17 protein-coding genes are annotated in these 19,099 nt (G+C 45.8%); all 17 read left to right on the plus strand.

The annotated features are described in order from the left end of the window. Positions 1-4: 4 nt before the first annotated feature. The 17 genes from tssB (at position 5) to MHM89_RS05620 (ending at position 19,084) form a co-directional block, all read left to right on the plus strand. Positions 5-505, plus strand: a complete 501-nt coding sequence (gene tssB / locus MHM89_RS05540) for a type VI secretion system contractile sheath small subunit (protein ID WP_045980638.1) — start codon at positions 5-7, stop codon at positions 503-505. Continuing rightward, positions 505-1,995 (plus strand): type VI secretion system contractile sheath large subunit, encoded by a 1,491-nt coding sequence (gene tssC / locus MHM89_RS05545; protein ID WP_045980637.1) that lies wholly within the window; start codon positions 505-507, stop codon positions 1,993-1,995. The genes tssB and tssC (MHM89_RS05545) overlap by 1 nt, the downstream gene beginning before the upstream one ends. A gap of 45 nt (positions 1,996-2,040) precedes the next feature. After that, complete coding sequence (gene tssC, locus MHM89_RS05550) at positions 2,041-3,564, plus strand: type VI secretion system contractile sheath large subunit (protein ID WP_138509744.1); 1,524 nt, start codon at positions 2,041-2,043, stop codon at positions 3,562-3,564. A gap of 20 nt (positions 3,565-3,584) precedes the next feature. Then, complete coding sequence (locus MHM89_RS05555) at positions 3,585-4,382, plus strand: type VI secretion system accessory protein TagJ (RefSeq protein WP_022944425.1); 798 nt, start codon at positions 3,585-3,587, stop codon at positions 4,380-4,382. Between the two features lie 11 nt (positions 4,383-4,393). Next, positions 4,394-4,885 (plus strand): type VI secretion system baseplate subunit TssE, encoded by a 492-nt coding sequence (gene tssE / locus MHM89_RS05560; RefSeq protein ID WP_045980635.1) that lies wholly within the window; start codon positions 4,394-4,396, stop codon positions 4,883-4,885. After that, positions 4,882-6,708: a type VI secretion system baseplate subunit TssF gene (tssF, locus tag MHM89_RS05565; RefSeq protein WP_138509742.1), complete on the plus strand. Its 1,827-nt coding sequence runs from the start codon at positions 4,882-4,884 to the stop codon at positions 6,706-6,708. Before tssE ends, tssF begins: the two co-directional genes overlap by 4 nt. After that, positions 6,705-7,688, plus strand: coding sequence for a type VI secretion system baseplate subunit TssG (tssG, locus tag MHM89_RS05570; protein WP_239408309.1), 984 nt, complete (start codon positions 6,705-6,707; stop codon positions 7,686-7,688). The genes tssF and tssG overlap by 4 nt, the downstream gene beginning before the upstream one ends. Before the next feature lie 17 nt (positions 7,689-7,705). After that, positions 7,706-10,318: a type VI secretion system ATPase TssH gene (gene tssH / locus MHM89_RS05575; protein ID WP_239408310.1), complete on the plus strand. Its 2,613-nt coding sequence runs from the start codon at positions 7,706-7,708 to the stop codon at positions 10,316-10,318. Between the two features lie 272 nt (positions 10,319-10,590). Then, on the plus strand, positions 10,591-11,070 hold the full coding sequence (locus tag MHM89_RS05580) for a type VI secretion system tube protein Hcp (protein ID WP_045980632.1): 480 nt from the start codon (positions 10,591-10,593) through the stop codon (positions 11,068-11,070). A gap of 77 nt (positions 11,071-11,147) precedes the next feature. Then, on the plus strand, positions 11,148-12,980 hold the full coding sequence (gene tssI / locus MHM89_RS05585; protein WP_053910770.1) for a type VI secretion system tip protein TssI/VgrG: 1,833 nt from the start codon (positions 11,148-11,150) through the stop codon (positions 12,978-12,980). Between the two features lies 1 nt (position 12,981). Next, positions 12,982-14,487: an Mbeg1-like protein gene (locus tag MHM89_RS05590; RefSeq protein WP_152441616.1), complete on the plus strand. Its 1,506-nt coding sequence runs from the start codon at positions 12,982-12,984 to the stop codon at positions 14,485-14,487. A gap of 84 nt (positions 14,488-14,571) precedes the next feature. Beyond that, a complete protein-coding gene (locus MHM89_RS05595) occupies positions 14,572-15,279 on the plus strand; it encodes an ankyrin repeat domain-containing protein (protein ID WP_239408311.1) in 708 nt (235 codons plus the stop codon). A gap of 221 nt (positions 15,280-15,500) precedes the next feature. Next, positions 15,501-16,208 carry a hypothetical protein gene (locus MHM89_RS05600; RefSeq protein ID WP_239408312.1) on the plus strand — a complete coding sequence of 236 codons (708 nt, stop codon included), beginning with the start codon at positions 15,501-15,503 and terminating at the stop codon, positions 16,206-16,208. 206 nt (positions 16,209-16,414) lie between these two features. Then, positions 16,415-16,810: a hypothetical protein gene (locus tag MHM89_RS05605; RefSeq protein WP_138509734.1), complete on the plus strand. Its 396-nt coding sequence runs from the start codon at positions 16,415-16,417 to the stop codon at positions 16,808-16,810. 82 nt (positions 16,811-16,892) lie between these two features. Next, positions 16,893-17,186, plus strand: coding sequence for a PAAR domain-containing protein (locus MHM89_RS05610; RefSeq protein WP_026111034.1), 294 nt, complete (start codon positions 16,893-16,895; stop codon positions 17,184-17,186). Positions 17,187-17,207: 21 nt separating this feature from the next. After that, positions 17,208-18,230, plus strand: coding sequence for a hypothetical protein (locus MHM89_RS05615; protein WP_239408313.1), 1,023 nt, complete (start codon positions 17,208-17,210; stop codon positions 18,228-18,230). After that, positions 18,221-19,084 carry a hypothetical protein gene (locus MHM89_RS05620; RefSeq protein ID WP_239408314.1) on the plus strand — a complete coding sequence of 288 codons (864 nt, stop codon included), beginning with the start codon at positions 18,221-18,223 and terminating at the stop codon, positions 19,082-19,084. Before MHM89_RS05615 ends, MHM89_RS05620 begins: the two co-directional genes overlap by 10 nt. The last annotated feature ends 15 nt before the right edge of the window (positions 19,085-19,099 follow it).

Below are 19,099 nucleotides of genomic sequence, written 5' to 3' on the forward strand. Positions count from 1 at the left end.
CTCGATGAGTATCCATGATAAGTTGAAAAGAGTAAGGAAGCCTCGCGTCCACATTACCTATGATGTCGAAACTGAAGGTGCAGTGGTCAAAAAAGAGCTCCCTTTTGTTGTTGGTGTTGTCGGTGATTTTTCCGGCCACAATAAAGAGGCACTAAAGCCATTAAAAGATCGCCGTTTTATTCAAATTGACCGCGACAACTTTAACGATGTGTTGAAGCGCATGAGCCCAACGTTGAATATTAAAGTTGATAACACTTTGGCCGATGATGGCTCCGAAATTGGTGTTGATCTAGAGTTTAAATCGCTGTCTGACTTTGAACCCGCAGCCATTGTGAACCAAGTTGACCCGCTGCGTAACCTCATGGACACGCGTAATAAGTTACGTGATTTAATGACCAAGGTTGACCGCTCAGAGGAATTAGAAAACATCCTAGAAGACGTACTGAGCAACACTCAAAGCTTGGATAAACTTGCCAAAGAGTTAGACGTTGAGGAGAAAGAATAATGAGCACGGACGTTCAAGAACAACAACAGGAAGGCGTAGAAGAGCAAAGCTTTTCATTGCTAGAGCAGGCAATTGGCGCTACCAAGCAGACTGAAAGCTCACGCGCTCAGGAGCTTATCAAAACCTTAACTGAAGAAGCGCTAAAAGGCACAGTACAGTGGAATAAAAACCTGACTGTCACCTTTAATGAAGCAATTAAAGTTATTGATGAAGCGATTTCTAAGCAGTTGTCGGCCATTATGCACAATGAAGAGTTTCAGAAGCTTGAAGGCTCTTGGCGTGGTTTGCATCACTTAGTGAGCAACTCAGAGACCAATGCCACTCTCAAAATTCGTGTGATGAGCTTGAAGAAGAAAGAGCTGCATAAAGATCTCTCTAAAGCTGTTGAATTTGACCAGTCGCAAACCTTCAAGAAAATTTACGAGTCTGAATTTGGTACCCCAGGTGGTGAGCCCTATGGTGCTATCGTAGGTGACTACGAGTTTACTAACCACCCAGAAGACATTGAAACTTTAAGCTTGATGTCAAACGTCTCTGCTGCAGGCTTCTGCCCATTTATTTCAGCGTCGTCACCTTCACTGTTTGGTTTTGACTCATGGACAGAATTAAGCAAACCGCGCGATCTTGAGAAAGTATTTGAATCGCTAGAATACACCAAGTGGCGCTCATTCCGTGACAGTGATGACTCACGCTTTGTGACGCTTACCATGCCTCGTGTGCTAGCGCGTCTACCTTATGGCGAATCGACTAAACCAGTTGAAGAGTTTGGCTACGAAGAATTTGACGTCGATCCGTCGACTTCTCGCTCTGGTAATACTGAGCATGATAATTATTGCTGGACCAATGCTGCGTATGCAATGGCAACGAATATGACTCAGGCCTTCTCAAAATACGGCTTCTGTACTGCTATTCGTGGTGCTGAAGGTGGCGGTAAAGTTGAAGGCCTTCCTACGCATATTTTCACCAGCGATGACGGCGACCCAGATCTCAAGTGCCCGACAGAAATCGGTATTACCGACCGTCGTGAAGCTGAGCTAAGTAAATTAGGCTTCTTGCCACTGTGTCACTATAAAAACACTGACTATGCTGTGTTCTTTGGTGGTCAAACTTGTCAAAAACCAAAGGTTTACGATAACCCAGACGCAACCGCCAATGCGGCAATTTCTGCTCGCCTACCTTATATGATGGCAACCTCACGCTTTGCCCATTACCTCAAAGTCATGGCGCGCGACAAAATTGGTAGCTTCATGGAAGCAGAAGATGTGGAAATGTGGTTAAACCGTTGGATCCTGAGCTATGTCAATGCTTCAGAAGGGGGCGGTCAGGAAATTCGTGCTCGTTACCCACTTGCTGATGCAAAAGTAAGTGTTAAGGAAATCCCTGGTGCACCAGGTTCTTATAATGCTGTGGCATGGCTTAAGCCATGGCTACAAATGGAAGAGTTAACCACCTCTTTACGTTTGGTAGCAAAAATTCCAGAGGTGGGCTAAGCCCTCCTCTTTACAAACTCAGTATTTTTGCAAAGGATGATGTGAATGAGTGCTGGTGAGTTTTCATTTGTTAGTCAGGATGTGTTCGAGCAGCAGCAGGAATCTGCTTCTCGACGCCTGCCAAATGATGTCTTTATGGAGCGCTTCGTGCGCCAAAAAGATGCAACTCATGCACTGCTTTTGTGGCTTGAAAACGCCCCTGATGCTCCATTGCAACGCAGCAATGAAAAAGTGGGGGCTTATTTAAGTCGCACTATCGCACTGATTGATGAGCTGTTACAAAAGCAGCTCAATATCATCCTTCATCACCCCAAGTTTCAAGCGCTCGAGTCCAGTTGGCGTAATGTTAAATACCTCACAGAAGAGGCGGAGCAATACGACAAAGATGGTAAAGTCAAAATCAAGCTACTAAATTGTAGTTGGCAAACGCTGACCAAAGATGTCAGCAAAGCCATTGATTTCGACCAAAGCGACTTTTTTAAACAAATTTATTCCAACGAGTATGATAATCCAGGCGGTGAACCTTTTGGTGTCATCATCGGAGATTATCGTATTTCTCATAAGCCACGACCTGGCGTTGCTGGTAACGATATCGATACCTTGCAAGAAATTGTGCGCACGTGCGCGGCTGCTTTCTCGCCCTTCATTACCTCTGCAGAAGCAAATATGTTTGGCGTTGATAACTTTTCCGAACTCGGCTTTCACGTTGACCTGAGCTCCCAATTCGAGCAAATCGAATATATTAAGTGGCGAAAGCTGCGCAATATGGAAGATGCTCGGTTTTTAGGGATAGCCGTGCCTCGCGTGCTAATGCGTGCCCCTTATGTTGAAGATGGTCAGCGTAGTGAGGGATTCAAATTTCGTGAGGTCATTAATAACCCCGATGAAGATAACCTCTGGGGCAATGCCGCTTACCCGTTTGCAGCAACCCTTATTCGTGCGTTTTGCAATTCAGGTTGGTTCGGACAAATTCGTGGAATGCAGCCTGGTCAAACTAACCAGGGAGTTGTAACGAACCTAGCACAGAGCCCTTTTGAAACGGACTTGTATCAAAAACAGCCGAAGCCTCCCGTTGATTTACTGATTACTGACCGAGCCGAAAAAGCACTCTCTGATAGCGGCTTTATTCCGCTTTCGCCACTGAGTAAAAGCGGCAACTTGGTGTTTTTCAGTAATGCATCTGCCCAACAACCGGCCAACTACGATAGCGTTGCTGCGCGTATTAACGCCAAGCTGTCCTCGATGATGCAATATATTTTATGTGTTTCGCGCTTTGCTCACTACATCAAGGTGATGGGCCGTGACCGAATTGGTTCTTATGCGACTCCACAAGCCTGTGAGCGAGACCTGCAGTCGTGGATAAATAATTACACCACCGCATCAGACTCTGCATCTGATGAAGTGCGCTCTCGTTACCCGCTTTCGAGCGCCCGGGTCAATGTTAAGGAACACCAGGCCAAACCTGGACATTATTACTCAGTGATGCAGCTTCAGCCCCACTTTCAGCTAGACCAGATGGTGTCTAGCATCAAGTTAGTGACCGAGCTCTCACCCACTCACTACGAATAAGGCAAATAGACAGGATTACTATGAAGGAAATATTCGATTACATTCAACAAGGCAAGCTACTTGAAGCGATCAGCTACTGTGAGCAACAGTTGAAAGATGATCCCGTGAACTTTGATATACGCAGCCAATTCATAGAGTTGCTTTGCCTTAACAATGAGCTTGAGCGCGCTGATAAACAGCTTGACTACATGGTTCAGAAAAACCCTGATTTTGCTGTTGGCGCTATGAACTTACGTCAATTAGTACGTGCTGAGCAAGCGCGTCAAGACTTCTATCAAGGTAAAGCTGCACCAAAACTATTTCATGATAACGATGACCTAGATGCTATTTTCTTGGAGCTACGTATCGCGTTAAACGAAGGCGATAGTGATACTGCACAGCGCCTAGCTAAACAGCTCGAAGAGCAGCGTGCCAACCCGACCCTAGCGATCAATGACGCTCCTTGTACTGATTTTAGAGATCTTGATGATAGCCTGAATAACTACATCGAACTGCTCGGCACCAATGGCGAGTTTTACCTCGCTCGCAGTGAAGAAATTCTTAGCATCGAGTTTAAACAACCCGAGTCACTGGTTGAGCATCTTTGGTTGCGCGTCGAAATTGATATTAAAGATGGTCCAAGCGGAGAAGCTCATATTCCTGCTATCTACGGTGGTGATAACAATGAAATCGAGCGTTTGGGACAAGCGACAGAATGGCAACAGTTAGGTGACGAGCTGTACATAGGTCGCGGTCTGAAAATGTGGTTTGTTGATGGTGAAGCCGTGGCTATTAATCAAATCACCACGGTGGCTCAACAATCTGAGCAAGCGGCCTAAAGGAATAAACGATGCGCGTTCGCAGTGACCATCAGCTACAAGCTTCTATTTTAGACAGACTCATCGATGATGAGCCTGATAATCAGCTGAGCACTAGCCGTGGAATGGCAATTAATCTAAAGACTCTGCGCGCCAGTGTGCGCCGAGACTTAGAAGCGTTGCTGAACGCGCGGATCCATTGGCATACGTGGCCAAGACAGTATGAAGAACTTGCCACCTCAGTGTTGACCTACGGCTTGCCTGATTTTTCAAACATGCCTGTTAGCAGCACCGAAGGCCGGGAGCTACTGTGCCAAAAAGTGCGCGACACGATTTTACGCTTCGAACCTCGCTTTATTGAGGTCGAAGTGAGCTGCCTAGAAGATGACTTGCCGCTGGATAGAATTATGCGTTTGCGCATCAATGCGCTGCTTTGGGCAGAGCCAGAACCAGAGCTCATTAGTTTTGACTCAGAAGTGGAACCGATTAATTTGGGAATGACAGTCCAAGAGACCAGCTTATGAATGACGAATTACTAAAGTATTATAATCGTGAACTGGCCTATATTCGTCATATGGGGGCCGACTTTGCCGACAAATATCCAAAGATTGCCGGGCGTTTAAAGCTTTCTGAAGAACAGATTGAAGACCCGCATGTATCGCGCTTGGTTGAGTCTTTTGCATTTATGACTGCACAGATCAGGCAAAAACTAGACGACAGCTTCCCAGAATTAACTGACGCCTTGATGGGTCAACTTTACCCTGATTATCAAGCGCCTATCCCGTCAATGTCTGTCATTAAGATGACCACTGAGAACCTTTCAACAACCGGGGTGGTGCTACCGCGCGACAGTGATGTTGAGTCTGATGTTGAGGGTATGAAAACCTGTCACTTTCGCACCTGCTATGACAGTTATTTATGGCCGGTCGAAGTTAATAACGCGCAGTTTAACAACGCCCCTTTTAGTGCTCCGCGCCCAATTTGGTCTACCACTGCCAAGTCTGTAGTAAAAATTGAACTACAGGGTGAATACAAAGAGGTCGGCCTTAAAGAAACCGAATTAAACAAGCTACGGTTTTATATTAATGGTCAGTGGCACCATAGTTTGAGCATTTATGAATTACTCTTTAAAAGTGCTATTGGCTTTGCCATTGAGGCTGAGGGTCATGAAGCTAAATTCTTCTCAACGCGTCACCTGCAAGAGGTCGGTTTTAGCGATCAACATGCCACCATTCCCTACAGCGACAAATCAGCCACTGGCTATCGCCTGTTGGCAGAGAACTTTATTTTCCCTGAGAAGTTTCTATTCTTCGACTTAGAGGATATCAACCAGTTTCTACCTGAAGATAAAGCAAACTGTAATCTGTACATCTACTTCGATGAAAGCTCTCAAGAGCTTGAGAAACAACTCGGTAAGCAACATTTTCAACTCGGCTGCACGCCCATTGTTAACCTGTTTGAGCAGGAACTAGAGCCTGTTCGCGTATCACTCAGCCAGTACGAGTACAAACTGGTACCGCGCTATATGGACGCGGATATCTCAGAAGTGATTCAAGTTGGTGAAGTCAACGCCTACGACCACAAAGATAACAGCTATCAGGTAACGCCTTTTTATGGGCAAACTCACCCGGCTTATCGCGATCAAGATCGACTTTTTTGGCATATTCGCCGAGAGTCTGCATATTGGGCTGGCGGCTTCACCGAGCAAGGCACCGACACCTTTTTCAGCTTGGTTGATAGAGAGTTTGAACATTTTGAGCCAGACAGCGAACATGAAAGTTGGTTAGTTACGATAAAAGCACTGTGCAGTAACCGCAACTTACCGGCCAATTTGCCTTTCGGCGGTGATGAACCGCAGATGCTCGTACCAGAGCGTGCGGATATTATAAAGAAAGTCCGTTGTTTAGTTGCTCCCACGCATGCAGTTCGCCCTGAGCTTAGCGATGCTACACGGTGGCAGTTAGTGTCCCACTTGTCTTTGGACTATTTCTCTGGCCCTGATGCGCTTCGCAAGTTAAAAGAAACGTTACGCCTGTATGATTTTAAGAATGCACCTGAATCGAAAGCGCTTATTGACAATATCCATGGTGTTAATATTGAGATGACCTCTGCGCGGCTTGTGCAAGGTGGGCGTACGTGTTTTGCCAGTGGCAGCGCTATTACGTTGACCTTTGCAAAGGATGACTTCTCCGGCAGCGGCATGTTCTTTTTTGCTTCGGTGTTAGATCATTTCTTCGCGCAATTTGCCGCCATTAATAGTTTTACTCAGTTGCGTATACGTTTTAAGGATCAAGACAGTATTTATCATAGCTGGCCTCCTCGTTCGGGTAAGGTGCCGCTGTTATGAGTATCGATAGCTTATATAAAACCCCCGGCCAATTTGACTTCTATCAAGCGGTGTTTATGTTGCAAAACCGTGCTGGAAGTCGTGGTCAGAAAGTAGGAGCTGATGCCTTACCTAACCAAGAGTTAGTGCGGTTCAAGTCTGTACAGCACTTAGGCTTTCCCGGCTCCCCTGTTGCTAAAGTCAAACCAGTCGCTTGCGAACATGGCGGACAGTATCATCAAGTGGATGTGACTTTTATGGGGCTCACAGGCCCAAGCGGAGCGCTGCCTCAGCACTACAGTGAACTGGTGCTTTCTCGTATTAAGCAAAAAGACACCACAATGGTGGACTTTTACGACATGTTTAATCATCGCTTGGTGTCTTTGTATTACCGCGCCTGGGAGAAATATCGCCAAGCAATCAATTACTCTACGCATAGTGAGCATTTTGACCCATTTACTCGCGTATTAGGTCACCTCAGTGGCGGCAATGCACCTTACCGTTTGCATATGGCGGGTTTATTTAGCCGCCGAGTGCGCAGCGCGGTACAGCTAGAGCGTTTGCTCACTCACTATTTAGAACTTGATGTCGACGTAAAACAATTTGTCGGTACCTGGCGACCACTAGCGTCATCAGAGCAGACACGCCTAGGGACAAGAGAAAACCCCGAAGGGCAATTTGCTCGCCTTGGCTCTGAGGCTGCGGCCGGTAAATCCGTATGGGATGTAAATAGCGCCATTGATATTACCTTCCATTGTAAAGATAAAGCCAAAGCACGCGCACTGTTACCACAAGGCCCGTTAAATGGGTTACTCAAAGATATGCTCCATAGCTATTTAGGCTATGCCGTCAAAGCTAACATTAATGTAAAAACGCAATTAAAAAACCTACCTGTTATGAGGTTGGGACAACAGTCTTCAGCCTTGGGCCATGGGGGCGTAACCCTCGCTCGGGAACGGGTACTATCGCGTGATGTTTGTATTCAATTACGCGGACAATAAGGAAAAGGAAAACACCTATGTCATCTATGACCCTCAATAAACTCGTAGAGAAGCTCTCGCCAGAATGTCGAGGCTCCTTAGAAGCAGCGGCTGCGCTGTGCCATAGTCGCAGCCACTTTACCGTGGAGCTTGAGCACTGGTTGCATGCCATGCTGGATAAAAAACTCGATGATGTGCGTATCACATTGGCGAGTTTCAGTATTAATGCTGACAGATTAATGGCCGAGCTAAACCAAGCTTTGGAAAGCTTTAAAACCGGTAATGAGTCTGCACCCAGCTTATCACCACATGTGATCTCTTTATTGCGTCAAACCTGGCTTAACACCAGTATCGAGTTTAACGATACGCAAATACGCAGCGCTTATTTACTTTACACGCTGGTAAAAGACGACACGCTTGGCTCTTTAACAATGCGTCATGCACCGCAACTGGAAAAAATTGACCCTTCTCAATTACTGCATGCGTGGCCCGAATTGGCCGGTCAATCAAACGAGAGTAATCAGCTCGCTGCATCTACATCAAATTCTGACAAACCAGCAACGCAAGCTTCGGGTAAGACGCCAAGCTTAGATCAATTCACCATTGATCTTACTGCGCAAGCAAAGTCTGGCAAGATTGACCCTATTCTAGGGCGTGATGACGAAATTCGACAAATGATCGATATCCTGACACGTCGCCGTCAAAATAACCCTATTCTGACTGGTGAGGCAGGTGTGGGTAAAACTGCTGTTGTGGAAGGGCTTGCGCTTCGCATCGCCGAACAAGATGTGCCAGAAGCAATTAAGAATGTGCGTATTCATACGCTGGATCTCGCGCTCCTTCAAGCTGGCGCAGGAATGAAAGGTGAGTTCGAAAACCGCTTAAAGTCACTAATTAGTGAAGTGAAAAACTCGGCGCAGCCCATCATTTTATTTATTGATGAAGCCCACACTATGATCGGCAGTGGCGGTCAGGCAGGTCAAAATGATGCCGCCAACTTGCTGAAGCCCGCGTTAGCGCGCGGCGAGTTGCGCACGATTGCGGCAACGACATGGGCCGAGTATAAGAAATTCTTTGAAAAAGACGCCGCTCTAACTCGACGCTTCCAAGTCGTCAAAGTCGATGAGCCTGAGCCAAGCAAAGCCATCGCCATGTTGCGCGGACTTGTACCTGTCATGGAAAAACACCATAGCGTCTTCATATCAGAACAGGCACTGGAAAGTGCAGTGAATCTATCGCACCGCTATGTAAGTGGCCGCCAACTCCCCGATAAAGCCGTTGGTTTGCTAGACACAGCCTGTGCTCGCGTTGCTATGAGCCAAGCTGCTACGCCTGGCCCGGTGGAAAACTTAAACCGCAAAGTGCAGCGCCTTGATGATCAAATGGCCATGTTGACGCGCGAAGCGAATGCGGGCTTAGACCATAGCGCTAAAATTTCCGAATTAGAACAACAAAAGACGGATATCGAAGCGCAGTTAGCCCCGCTCAAAGAGCAATGGCAGCAAGAGCAACAAGCTATAGCCCGTGTAGGAGAAATTCTCAGTGAACTACAGCAAGAACAAGCGGATAAAGAGACGCTCGTTGCTGAGCTCAATGATATTAAGGCCAACCTGAGTGAATATGAGCAAAATATGGTTCACTGGCAGGTCGATGAAGCTCTCATTGCCCAAGTTATTGCTGATTGGACAGGTATTCCTGTCGGTAAAATGCATGAAGATGAGATCAATGCAGTACTTAACTTAGCCGACAGCATGAAAGAACGTGTGGTCGGCCAAGATCATGCGCTTGACCTTATTGCTAAAACCGTTCAAACATCACGCGCGCAACTTGCTGATGAGAACCGCCCCAATGGTATTTTCATGCTTACCGGCCCAAGTGGTGTAGGTAAAACTGAGACGGCGCTTACACTAGCAAGTGAAGTATATGGCTCAGAAGAAAACGTCACCGTTATTAATATGTCTGAGTTCAAAGAAGAGCATAAAGTGTCATTGCTATTAGGCTCACCACCGGGCTACGTTGGCTATGGCGAAGGCGGTATTTTGACCGAGGCGGTGCGTCGCCAGCCATACAGTGTGGTACTACTTGATGAGATGGAAAAAGCACACCCTGGAGTGCAGGATATTTTCTATCAAGTGTTTGATAAGGGGATGATCAAAGACGGTGAAGGCCGTGACATCGATTTTAAAAATACCATTATCATCATGACATCAAACGTCGGCACTGACACCACCATGAACTTGTTCGATGACCCGGAAACAGCCCCATCTATCAAAGGACTGCAAAAGGCGCTACGTGATGATTTACTAGAAGCGTTTAAGCCAGCTTTCTTAGGAAGAATTAACATTGTTCCTTATGTACCTCTGACTGATGAAATGCTCATCGACATTGCCAAAATCCAGCTCGCGAAAGTCGAAAAACGCGTCGCCAAAAACTATGGCGCAGAGTTTAGCTTCGAAAAAGAGCTTACAGATTATATCGTACAACGCTGTCATGAGCCTGGTTCAGGTGCTAGGAACATTCATAATATTCTACAAAATGAAATATTGCCGAAACTGAGTGAAGAGTTACTCAACAGCATGACCAGTAAAAAGGACATTAATTCAGTATCATTGACTATCGAAGGTGATGAGTTAGTGATTGAGGTGGCTTAACCCACCTCAAATCGAATTGCAAAAATCAGAATAATATAATTTCTTATTAATTATATTCTTGTGTTAGATATCGCAATTAAATATAATTTACTCAGCGCATATAAAGATGCACTAGAGAAGGAATTATTTTTTGCTGACAAAGGGATTTATCAGTACCCACCCTTTACTTGCAGTTCAAAAGATAATGAAGTCGAAGCTATAAATTTCCGGTTCGCCGGGAAGTACCCTATCCATTTATGGATGTTAGTAAAATGCAAAAAGGAGCATAAGAAATGCAAGCAAATACTTACCTTAAGTATGGTTCAATCAAAGGCGAAACAACTGCTGAGTCTTTCAAGGATTTGATCACAGTACTATCTCTAGACTGGAACATCAGCCGTGAAATTTCAGCTCACACTGGTACCGCTATGGACCGTGAAGCAAGCGCGACTCGCCTAGGCGATGTGACTATCACTAAACTTCAAGATAAAGCGTCTCCGGACCTTTTCAAAGAAGCTACGATTGGTAAAGGTCAACCTGCGACTTTCCACATCACTAAGCAAGGCGACAAAGTAGAAGAAATCATGAAAATCGACCTAACTGATGCCATGATCTCTAGCTACAGCGTGTCTGTACAAAACGATCGTCCTATCGAGACAATCACCATCAGCTACACAGAAATGATGATGACTGTAACTCCAACAGACGACAAAAACAGCATCACTGCGCCGCTTGTATACGGCTACAGCGGTGTTAAAGGTCAACAAATGTAATTTATTTGTTGCCCAACTCAGCTTCGGCGCTCACGCGCCGGAGCTTACTGTATTTTGGATAACAATTGAGGCATGGAATGCAAAAAGCGACACAAGACAAAAATGTAATTAAAATCACCACAGCGGCTGGCAAGGATGCGTTTTATCTCACTAGCTTTAATGCTGCGGAGAGTATGTCCGAGCTGTTTGTTATCTCTGCCAATATGTTTACCATTGGCTCGCAAGTAAGCCATGATGCCGTAGTAGGTAAAGCGGCTGTTATTGAGTTACGCAATGCCAAAGGCGGCGGTGCGGCTCGCCACTTTCATGGTATCGTAAGCCAAATGGTGTCCTTGGGCACACGCACAGCTGATAAAGATGAACAAAAAAATTACATCGATTATCAGGTTACTATTGTGCCTGTTGCTGCGACAATGCAACATCGCCAAAATTATCGAATCTATCAGCAAAAGAAAGTTACGGAAATTGCCGCTGATTTATTTGGTCAACATGGCGTTGCTTTTAGCGATAAAACTAAAAAGAGTTATCCAAAGTACGAGTACTGTGTTCAATATCAAGAGAATGACTTGGAATTTATCCAACGCTTATTCCAGCAAGAAGGTATTTACTTCTATTTTGAACATTCACAAGGCAATCACACTTTAGTTTTTGCCGATGATGAAACCGTCTATGCTGATGTAGCAGACTCACCCGTAGCCCACTCCTCGGGCCATCTTAGTGAATCTCATATCAGCGCTTGGCAAGGTGGCCTCTCTCTGGCTCCGGGTAGTTATAAACGTTTAGGTTATGACTTTGAAAAGCCGAGCAAATACCCAGACGGTGAACAGAAAAAGCCTGAACTGCCGACACAAAGTAGCGGCGAAGTATTTGAGTACACCGGAGAGGCAGAGTGCAACAAGCGCGCCTCGGATCTCGCTTCAATTCAACTGCAAGCATTACAAAAAGACATGAACCTGAGTAGCGGTAAAAGTGATTGTCGCTCGTTTGTGCTCGGTGGTATCTTTGCGTTTAAAAAGCATGAAGACCCCCGCCTAGAGGGTAAAAAGTTTGTTGTTACAAAATTACGTACCTCTGCCAATGTTCCTAACCAATCGGGTGCTGGCCAAAGTGAAGGCTTAGTCTACTCGAACAGTTTTAGCTGTGTACCTAAAGATACTGTTTATCGCCCTACCCGCAGTTACCAAAAGCCCTTAGTTCAAGGTATACAAACTGCACTCGTAACCGGTGATCCAGGTGATGAAATCCATATCGATAAGTATGGCCGCGTAAAGGTGCAATTTGATTGGGACCGCGAGGGTAAAAAAGACTCCAAGAGCTCATGCTGGATCCGTGTAGCTCAAAATTGGGCGGGTAAAAAGTGGGGTGCGTTCTTCTTCCCTCGTGTTGGACAAGAAGTCTTAGTTGAATTTATTAATGGCGATCCTGATCAACCCATTATCAGTGGTGCGCTCTATAATGCCGACTTGATGCCTCCTTATGCATTACCTGCAGATAAAACCCAAAGTGGTATTAAATCAAGGTCCACCAAAGAAGGTGGCGCCGATAACTTTAATGAAATACGCTTTGAAGATAAAAAAGGCAGTGAACTTCTCTACTTACAAGCAGAGAAAGACCATCACTTACATGTTAAAAACGATCAGAAAGACACCATACTCAATGACCGTTTAAGTGATATAACCAACAACGACACGATTAAAGTCGGCAAAGATCGCAGTACAGATATAGGTAAAAACGACACCCTGAAAGTAGGTGACGCACTTAATATTGAAGCTGGTAAAGAGATTAATATTAAAACCGGCGGCGCGTCTATCACCATGAAAAGTGATGGCAGCATTGATATTAAAGGCACCAATATCAAGATCAATGGCAGCCAAATTGCCCTTAAAGCTGGCGTGATTAAGTTGAATTAATATGAACGCTTACCTTAGCAGCCACAACCAAGAAGCCTTGTTTTCACAAGGTATCGTGGTGTACTGCTGTTTTGGCGAGCCTCACTTAATATGTCGTCCAGAGCATATCCCTGATGATCCTATGCTGGGGCCAGCAATGGCCGAGTTCAGTGCGGGGGTAGTATTTGCAGAACAGTTCCTTCATGACTTGGACCCGTGGCGAAATAATCACCTTATCATTAGTGCGCTTTACGATTATTTAAACTTAACCCTACTAAATGGCGGCTCAAAGCCCTTACATGTACAGTTGTGCGATGTGGCGCAGGCAATGACAGACGGGCGACTAGTTGTTTATCCACTAGAAGATATTGCCCAGCATCCAAGCGTTGTAAAACGTCAGCTGCAAAAATCTGACAAGACTCGTTCACAGCAATCCAGCGCTGAGCAACCAAAACGTAGTAGTGGTGCAGATTTGGCCAGTCCTCAAGGTAAAAGCACGCCTTCTAGCTCAAAAGCTGCGGTTCCAGCCTCAAGCTCGGCCGGTGTAATAGACGGGCCTTCGACAAACACCCCATTACCCCAAGTGGCAGAGGTCCCTGAGCAGTTTGATGCTGTCGCAGCTAGGCAACAACGTTATCAGCAAAGAAAGACTCTAATTGCCGATACCCGCTCGCTACCTGGAGCAGAGCCTGCAGCGCAGCGTCTTGACTTTAATAATGACAATGTCGTTCGTGCTGAGGCCGCTCAGTATGTTTATCGCGTTGATGAATACAACCGAGGGCATATAGACACGCTGCCAGAACCGCCTGTGGGTTTAAAACACCTCAACGCAGAAAATACACCAGAATTAGCGGACGCGGTATTTACTGATAATGATTCGGGCTTCGGAGCCGCGTTATTTGAATCTGATATTACTGGTGAAAAAATGTTAACGTTCCGAGGAACGAATAACGGTGTAACCGGTGCAGCAGATTGGAAAACCAACTTTATGCAAGGCAGTGGTATGGAAACGACCCAGTACAACCAAGCGATGGAACTTGCACGAAGAGCTGAGCAATTATATCAAGATGATGTCATTATGGTCGGTCACTCTCTCGGTGGCGGGCTGGCAACATCCGGTGTAGCTGTATCGGGAAATAAAGGCTATACCTTTAACTCCTCAGGCTTACACCCGAAAACGTCGGCACGTGAACAAGGGTTGCCTTTAGAAGAAGTATCAAAACTGATTGTTTCTCAAGCGGTTGATGGTGATGTTCTCACCATGGCGCAGAGCTTGCCAGTAAAAGGCATACTCACTGGCGCTGCGGGATATCTGGGGGGCCCTGTCGCGGGCCTTGCTACAGCTGCGGCAATTGCCGGTTTAGACCTAATCCCTAAAGCGTCTGGTGATATGCGCAGTCTGCCAAGCCTTCAAGGTGGCACACCCATAGACCGCCACGGTATGGACCAAGTTGTTGAGGGAATTGAGTCGCAAAAGCAAGAAGATATAAACACCCTTAATACCATTAAAGACAATTACTTAGGCTAGGTGAACATGAAGCTTCTTTTTATTGCTGTGCCTTTGGCACTGATACTGATAGCCTGCATGGCATTGCCTACTCAAGGAAAAAATATGAAAGCTGAACAATTTTTTGAACCCTCCCATGTAAAGTTGCTCAACGCCATTAAAGCGGGTGACAAGCAAGCCGCGCAAGCTATCATTGATACTGGCGTTGCACTGGATGTACGCGGTGAACATGGTATTACGCCACTATTTTGGCTCGCTATGGAGACGGACAAAGAATCGTTACAGCTTGCGCTAGAACTCGGCGCGAATCCCGACTACCCGGCCCTAGTTAAAAAAGACCGTAACGAACCAAAGAAAGAGCAGCTCCTTGCAGCTTTAGCGGGCAGCGAGAAAACAGATATGATGCAGGTTTTATTAGAGCATAATGCCTCTCCCAACGGCGTTGATGCCCATAAAAAGCCAGCTCTTTTCAATGCTATTGCCAACGATAAAGACGACCAAATAGAATTACTGCTAAAGCATGATGTTGATCTTAATGCCACAGATGCGATGAACACCAACGCCGCCAACTATGCGGCGCTTATGCTAAAGTATAAATACGCTTTACTATTTATTTCTAAAGGAGCCAACTTCTCTGCGCCCTCAACCACTGGTGGCACGGTTGCCAACAGCATAGAAAAAGACTTGCGTAAAAAATTGGTTCGCCCTGGCACTGACAATTATGAGTATGTAATGGAAATCAAAGAACTGCTGATAGAAAAAGGCGTTTCTTTTCCTCCGCCCTCACCGAAAGAAGTTAGAGCGGCTAATTAAGGCTTTGTGTAGTTAAAAGGCCGCAACCGCATCACTGCCCGCTCTACTTTATTTGCTACCGAAAAGGAGTGATAAATTAATAAGCCTATTAACCTTGTCACATTCATTGGCTCAGACTTCGCGTAAGACTGACATTGACGTTCTCCAACTTTAACGTGGCGCGCACATGGCTGTATGCAGTGCTGCTTATATTTATGGCCATGCCCACACTAGCGCAAGGTATGAAAGCTGAACAATTTTTTGAGCCCTCCCATGTAATATTGCTCAACGCCATTAAAGCGGGTGACAAGCAAGCCGCGCAAGCTATCATTGATACTGGCGTTGTACTGGATGTACACGGTGAGCATGGTATTACGCCACTATTTTGGCTCGCTATGGAAACGAATAAAAAATCATTAAGGCTTGCGCTAGACCTTGGTGCTGATCCTGACTTTCCAGCTTATGTAACCCTAGACCGAAATGGACCGACTGAAGAGCAACTATTGTCGGCTTTAGCCGGTAGCGACAAAACCGAAATGATGCAGGTTCTGCTTGAATATAATGCCTCTCCCAATGCAGTAGATGCAAGCTTAGAGCCGGCTTTATTCAATGCGGTTGCTAATGACAAAGATGAGCAGGTAAATTTGTTATTAGCTCATGGGGTTGATCTTAATGCCACAGACGCGATGAACAATAACGCCGCCAACTATTCGGCGCTCATGCTAAAGTATAAATACACTTTACTATTTATTACCAAAGGTGGCGACTTTTCTGCGCCTTCAGCCACAGGCGGCACGGTTGCCAATAGTATAGAGAGAGACTTGCGAAAGAAATTACTTCGGCCCGGAACCAGTAATTACGATTATGCGATGAAAGTGAAAGAACTGCTGATAGAAAAAGGCGTTTCTTTTCCTCCGCCCTCACCGAAAGAAGTTAGAGCGGCTAATTAATATAAACGAAACTTAAGTTATTGTCGTTTTAATGAAGCCTCACACCTAGATCGCGCTGTAAGATGGGTGGTGGAATTGGCCACGTAATCACTTAATGCCGTTTATTTTACTCTTTGTAAAAATACTGACGCTAGGTATTGATCCGCCCTCTATTTCACTTAATATGCTACCTTAGCAACCAAAACCATTATATAGGGACATAAGCTATGGGCATTGATATTAAATATTTACAACGAATCGTTGATGAGGTGCTAAAAGCGTCAGCACTAAAAGACATTACCTGGTCAACCTTAGCTTTGGTTCTTACTCGAGAAGATAAGGGGTTTGCAAACGCTGGCTTCTACTACCAAGACGATGGTTCAGCCACGCCATTTTACGTCAACTCCAATGAGCATTTGGTTCTCTCAGATATGGTGCAGGATATGCAGCAGGAAATCACTCGCCAAGGCCCCTTGCAAATTCAGCAATTATTGGTACAAATTCAACAAAAAAGCGGCTTTTTCAAAGCAGACTTCGAATTTAAAAACCATCAGCGCTGGGACTTTAATACCACGGAGCTTGAGCCACTACAGGCCTTGTTGAAACCTGACTTTTCAGAATAATCAAACTGGGCATTCAATATACTTGTCGACGCACCATTAATCGGCGATAATGTAGCCTTTCAGCGATTAAAAGGATGTGATCATGGGAAAACCCGCTTCCACTTTGACTCATATGCATGTATGCCCCAAGACTAATCCCGGCCCAGTTCCTCATGTCGGTGGCCCTATAATCATGGGCTCAGGCAATGTATTGATTGGTGGCCTGCCAGCGGCCAGAAAAGGCGATAAACTTATTTGCGTAGGTCCACCGGATACCATTAATTCAGGCTCAGGATCTGTAAAAATCAATGGTAAACCCGCCGCACGTATGGGCGATGGGACCGCTCACGGCGGGAAAATAGTAGTTGGTAATCCAACTGTATTGATTGGTGGCTAGGCTAAAGGATTGCACTCACGCATGGAAGCTTTGAATACCGCTCAACGTTTGCAAGAACTGGTGTGCTTACAATCACATCCTCTGGCTAATCGTGCCAGCTTTTTAAGCGCCGTTAACCGCTTCACCGTCGAATTGCGGCAGGCCAGCGCGGGTTTGCGAGATTTTTCTGATCCACATTGCCCTTTTTCACTGAGTATAGCCAGCAAAACGCTGCTCGATGCAGCTTTTATAGTTAGCGATGAAACCAGCTTTGAGCAACGAGTGCTTTTTTGCCAGCTATTGATCAGGCTACAACGATTAAGTCTGAAGTCTGCACTGAATCAATTGTTACTTAGCGAATCACCAGAGCATCATGCCATCGCTTTAGAGCTGGCTTGGCGAGAGGGAGTGTTAACACATATTCCCGAGTCAGTGTTGCAGCAAATCGACACGACAGACTACAGCGACTATCGCGCGTTGCTCACGGGGCAAACCTTAAGTTGGCAAGCAAACGATAAACAAGACATATTGACTGCTTGCGAAGAAATACTGGCCCGTTATTCGCTCACGCACCCTTTAGCCCAACTATTTTTCTTGACCTGTTCCAATGATGATATTCAGCGTATTGCCAATACCTGGTCAAAAAGCCACAGCCCACAAGACATTGCACACCTATTCATGCTCGCGGGGCTGACAAAGCAGCTTCCTTTGATTTACCAATTACTGTGTGAGGAGCCCAATAACGAGCTTATCAACACTTTCATGAACTGTTACGGCGAGCACGTAGAAACGCTATTTACGCAAGAGCAACTGACCGAAGCTTGGCTTGCTCCCGATACCTTAGGCAACTTTCAAGAGAAACTATCAACACAGTGGCCAACCTTTTGCGAGCAGGTCGATTTTGCCAATCGACTACTGGCAGGGAAAGACATCTACACGCACCCGCTTAAAGACTATCAGTTCGATGCTATTACGCCTTACTTGGTGGCGCAGCTGTTTAATTTAATGCACAAAAAAGAGAGCCATATAGTTCATCCACTCTCCTTGGGGGTCACATGGCAATAACACTTACAGAGTTCGATATCGCCCTTCCAGGGCTCGAAAGTACCGAAGCAGCACTTCTTCTTAGCGAGCCTATGTCTGTAAGCGAGCAGTCACAACAGAGCGAGGCAATGCCCTGGCCTATTTCTCTTATTGCGCCACTAAACCAGTTTTTAGCCCGCTTTGAGTTTGACCCCGAGGAGCCTATTTTTTGGCTGCTGCCTAACCTCGCTTATGATGAGCAACGCCTAAATACGCTTATTTCAGCCTTAAACGAAGTGGCTCCCAATGGCCGAGCGCAACCAGGCCACTCCCACCCAGTAAACGAGTTTTTCGCGCACGGTGAATCGGCATTGCACTGCGCGCTCATTAAAGCGATGCAGCTTGCTAAACATGTCACATTCATTGCTCTAGATGAGCAATTTTTACATCTAAATGAAGGTATCACACACAATAATGGCGCCGCATTCGCATTAGCACGAATACAGTTTAGTGAAACAGGGCTGCACGTGCCCTTTTGTCATGGTGAACCTTGCTTCGATATCGAACAACACAACCCCTTCCCTACTTTACTCAGCCAAGCGATAAAAGAAGTGCCCGCCCCAATAGAGCACATTGTAGCCCCCGCCTTAGGGGAAGAGCCTTGGCCTAGAGCCTGGCTTGAGGGGTATTTACAACTAAACGGTAAAGTGGTTGAGCAACCTAAGGTGACTCAAAGTGAATACGTTCATGGTCAGCTCGGCGCAGTGTTTGGCCTTTATTCATTTATTGGTATCTATAATGACTACAATTCGAGCATGCATCGTGATATTATTTTACACCTTGGCAGCACGCCCAAGCTCTACCAAGCAGCTTCTGTGTATCAATGGATTGATTAAGGAATAACGTAAGAA

It is taken from the genome of Pseudoalteromonas sp. CNC9-20, assembly GCF_022347875.1.
GTDB lineage: Bacteria > Pseudomonadota > Gammaproteobacteria > Enterobacterales > Alteromonadaceae > Pseudoalteromonas > Pseudoalteromonas ruthenica.

Excerpts from the sequence above, each read along its gene's own strand:
- tssE (WP_045980635.1), top strand. The coding sequence starts at position 4,394 with ATGCGCGTTCGCAGTGACCATCAGCTACAAGCTTCTATTTTAGACAGA.
- tssB (WP_045980638.1), top strand. The coding sequence starts at position 5 with ATGAGTATCCATGATAAGTTGAAAAGAGTAAGGAAGCCTCGCGTCCAC.
- MHM89_RS05590 (WP_152441616.1), top strand. The coding sequence starts at position 12,982 with ATGAACGCTTACCTTAGCAGCCACAACCAAGAAGCCTTGTTTTCACAA.
- MHM89_RS05610 (WP_026111034.1), top strand. The coding sequence starts at position 16,893 with ATGGGAAAACCCGCTTCCACTTTGACTCATATGCATGTATGCCCCAAG.
- tssC (WP_138509744.1), top strand. The coding sequence starts at position 2,041 with ATGAGTGCTGGTGAGTTTTCATTTGTTAGTCAGGATGTGTTCGAGCAG.
- MHM89_RS05605 (WP_138509734.1), top strand. The coding sequence starts at position 16,415 with ATGGGCATTGATATTAAATATTTACAACGAATCGTTGATGAGGTGCTA.
- MHM89_RS05620 (WP_239408314.1), top strand. The coding sequence starts at position 18,221 with ATGGCAATAACACTTACAGAGTTCGATATCGCCCTTCCAGGGCTCGAA.
- tssG (WP_239408309.1), top strand. The coding sequence starts at position 6,705 with ATGAGTATCGATAGCTTATATAAAACCCCCGGCCAATTTGACTTCTAT.
- tssI (WP_053910770.1), top strand. The coding sequence starts at position 11,148 with ATGCAAAAAGCGACACAAGACAAAAATGTAATTAAAATCACCACAGCG.
- MHM89_RS05600 (WP_239408312.1), top strand. The coding sequence starts at position 15,501 with ATGAAAGCTGAACAATTTTTTGAGCCCTCCCATGTAATATTGCTCAAC.
- tssF (WP_138509742.1), top strand. The coding sequence starts at position 4,882 with ATGAATGACGAATTACTAAAGTATTATAATCGTGAACTGGCCTATATT.
- MHM89_RS05615 (WP_239408313.1), top strand. The coding sequence starts at position 17,208 with ATGGAAGCTTTGAATACCGCTCAACGTTTGCAAGAACTGGTGTGCTTA.
- MHM89_RS05595 (WP_239408311.1), top strand. The coding sequence starts at position 14,572 with ATGAAAGCTGAACAATTTTTTGAACCCTCCCATGTAAAGTTGCTCAAC.
- MHM89_RS05555 (WP_022944425.1), top strand. The coding sequence starts at position 3,585 with ATGAAGGAAATATTCGATTACATTCAACAAGGCAAGCTACTTGAAGCG.
- tssH (WP_239408310.1), top strand. The coding sequence starts at position 7,706 with ATGTCATCTATGACCCTCAATAAACTCGTAGAGAAGCTCTCGCCAGAA.
- tssC (WP_045980637.1), top strand. The coding sequence starts at position 505 with ATGAGCACGGACGTTCAAGAACAACAACAGGAAGGCGTAGAAGAGCAA.
- MHM89_RS05580 (WP_045980632.1), top strand. The coding sequence starts at position 10,591 with ATGCAAGCAAATACTTACCTTAAGTATGGTTCAATCAAAGGCGAAACA.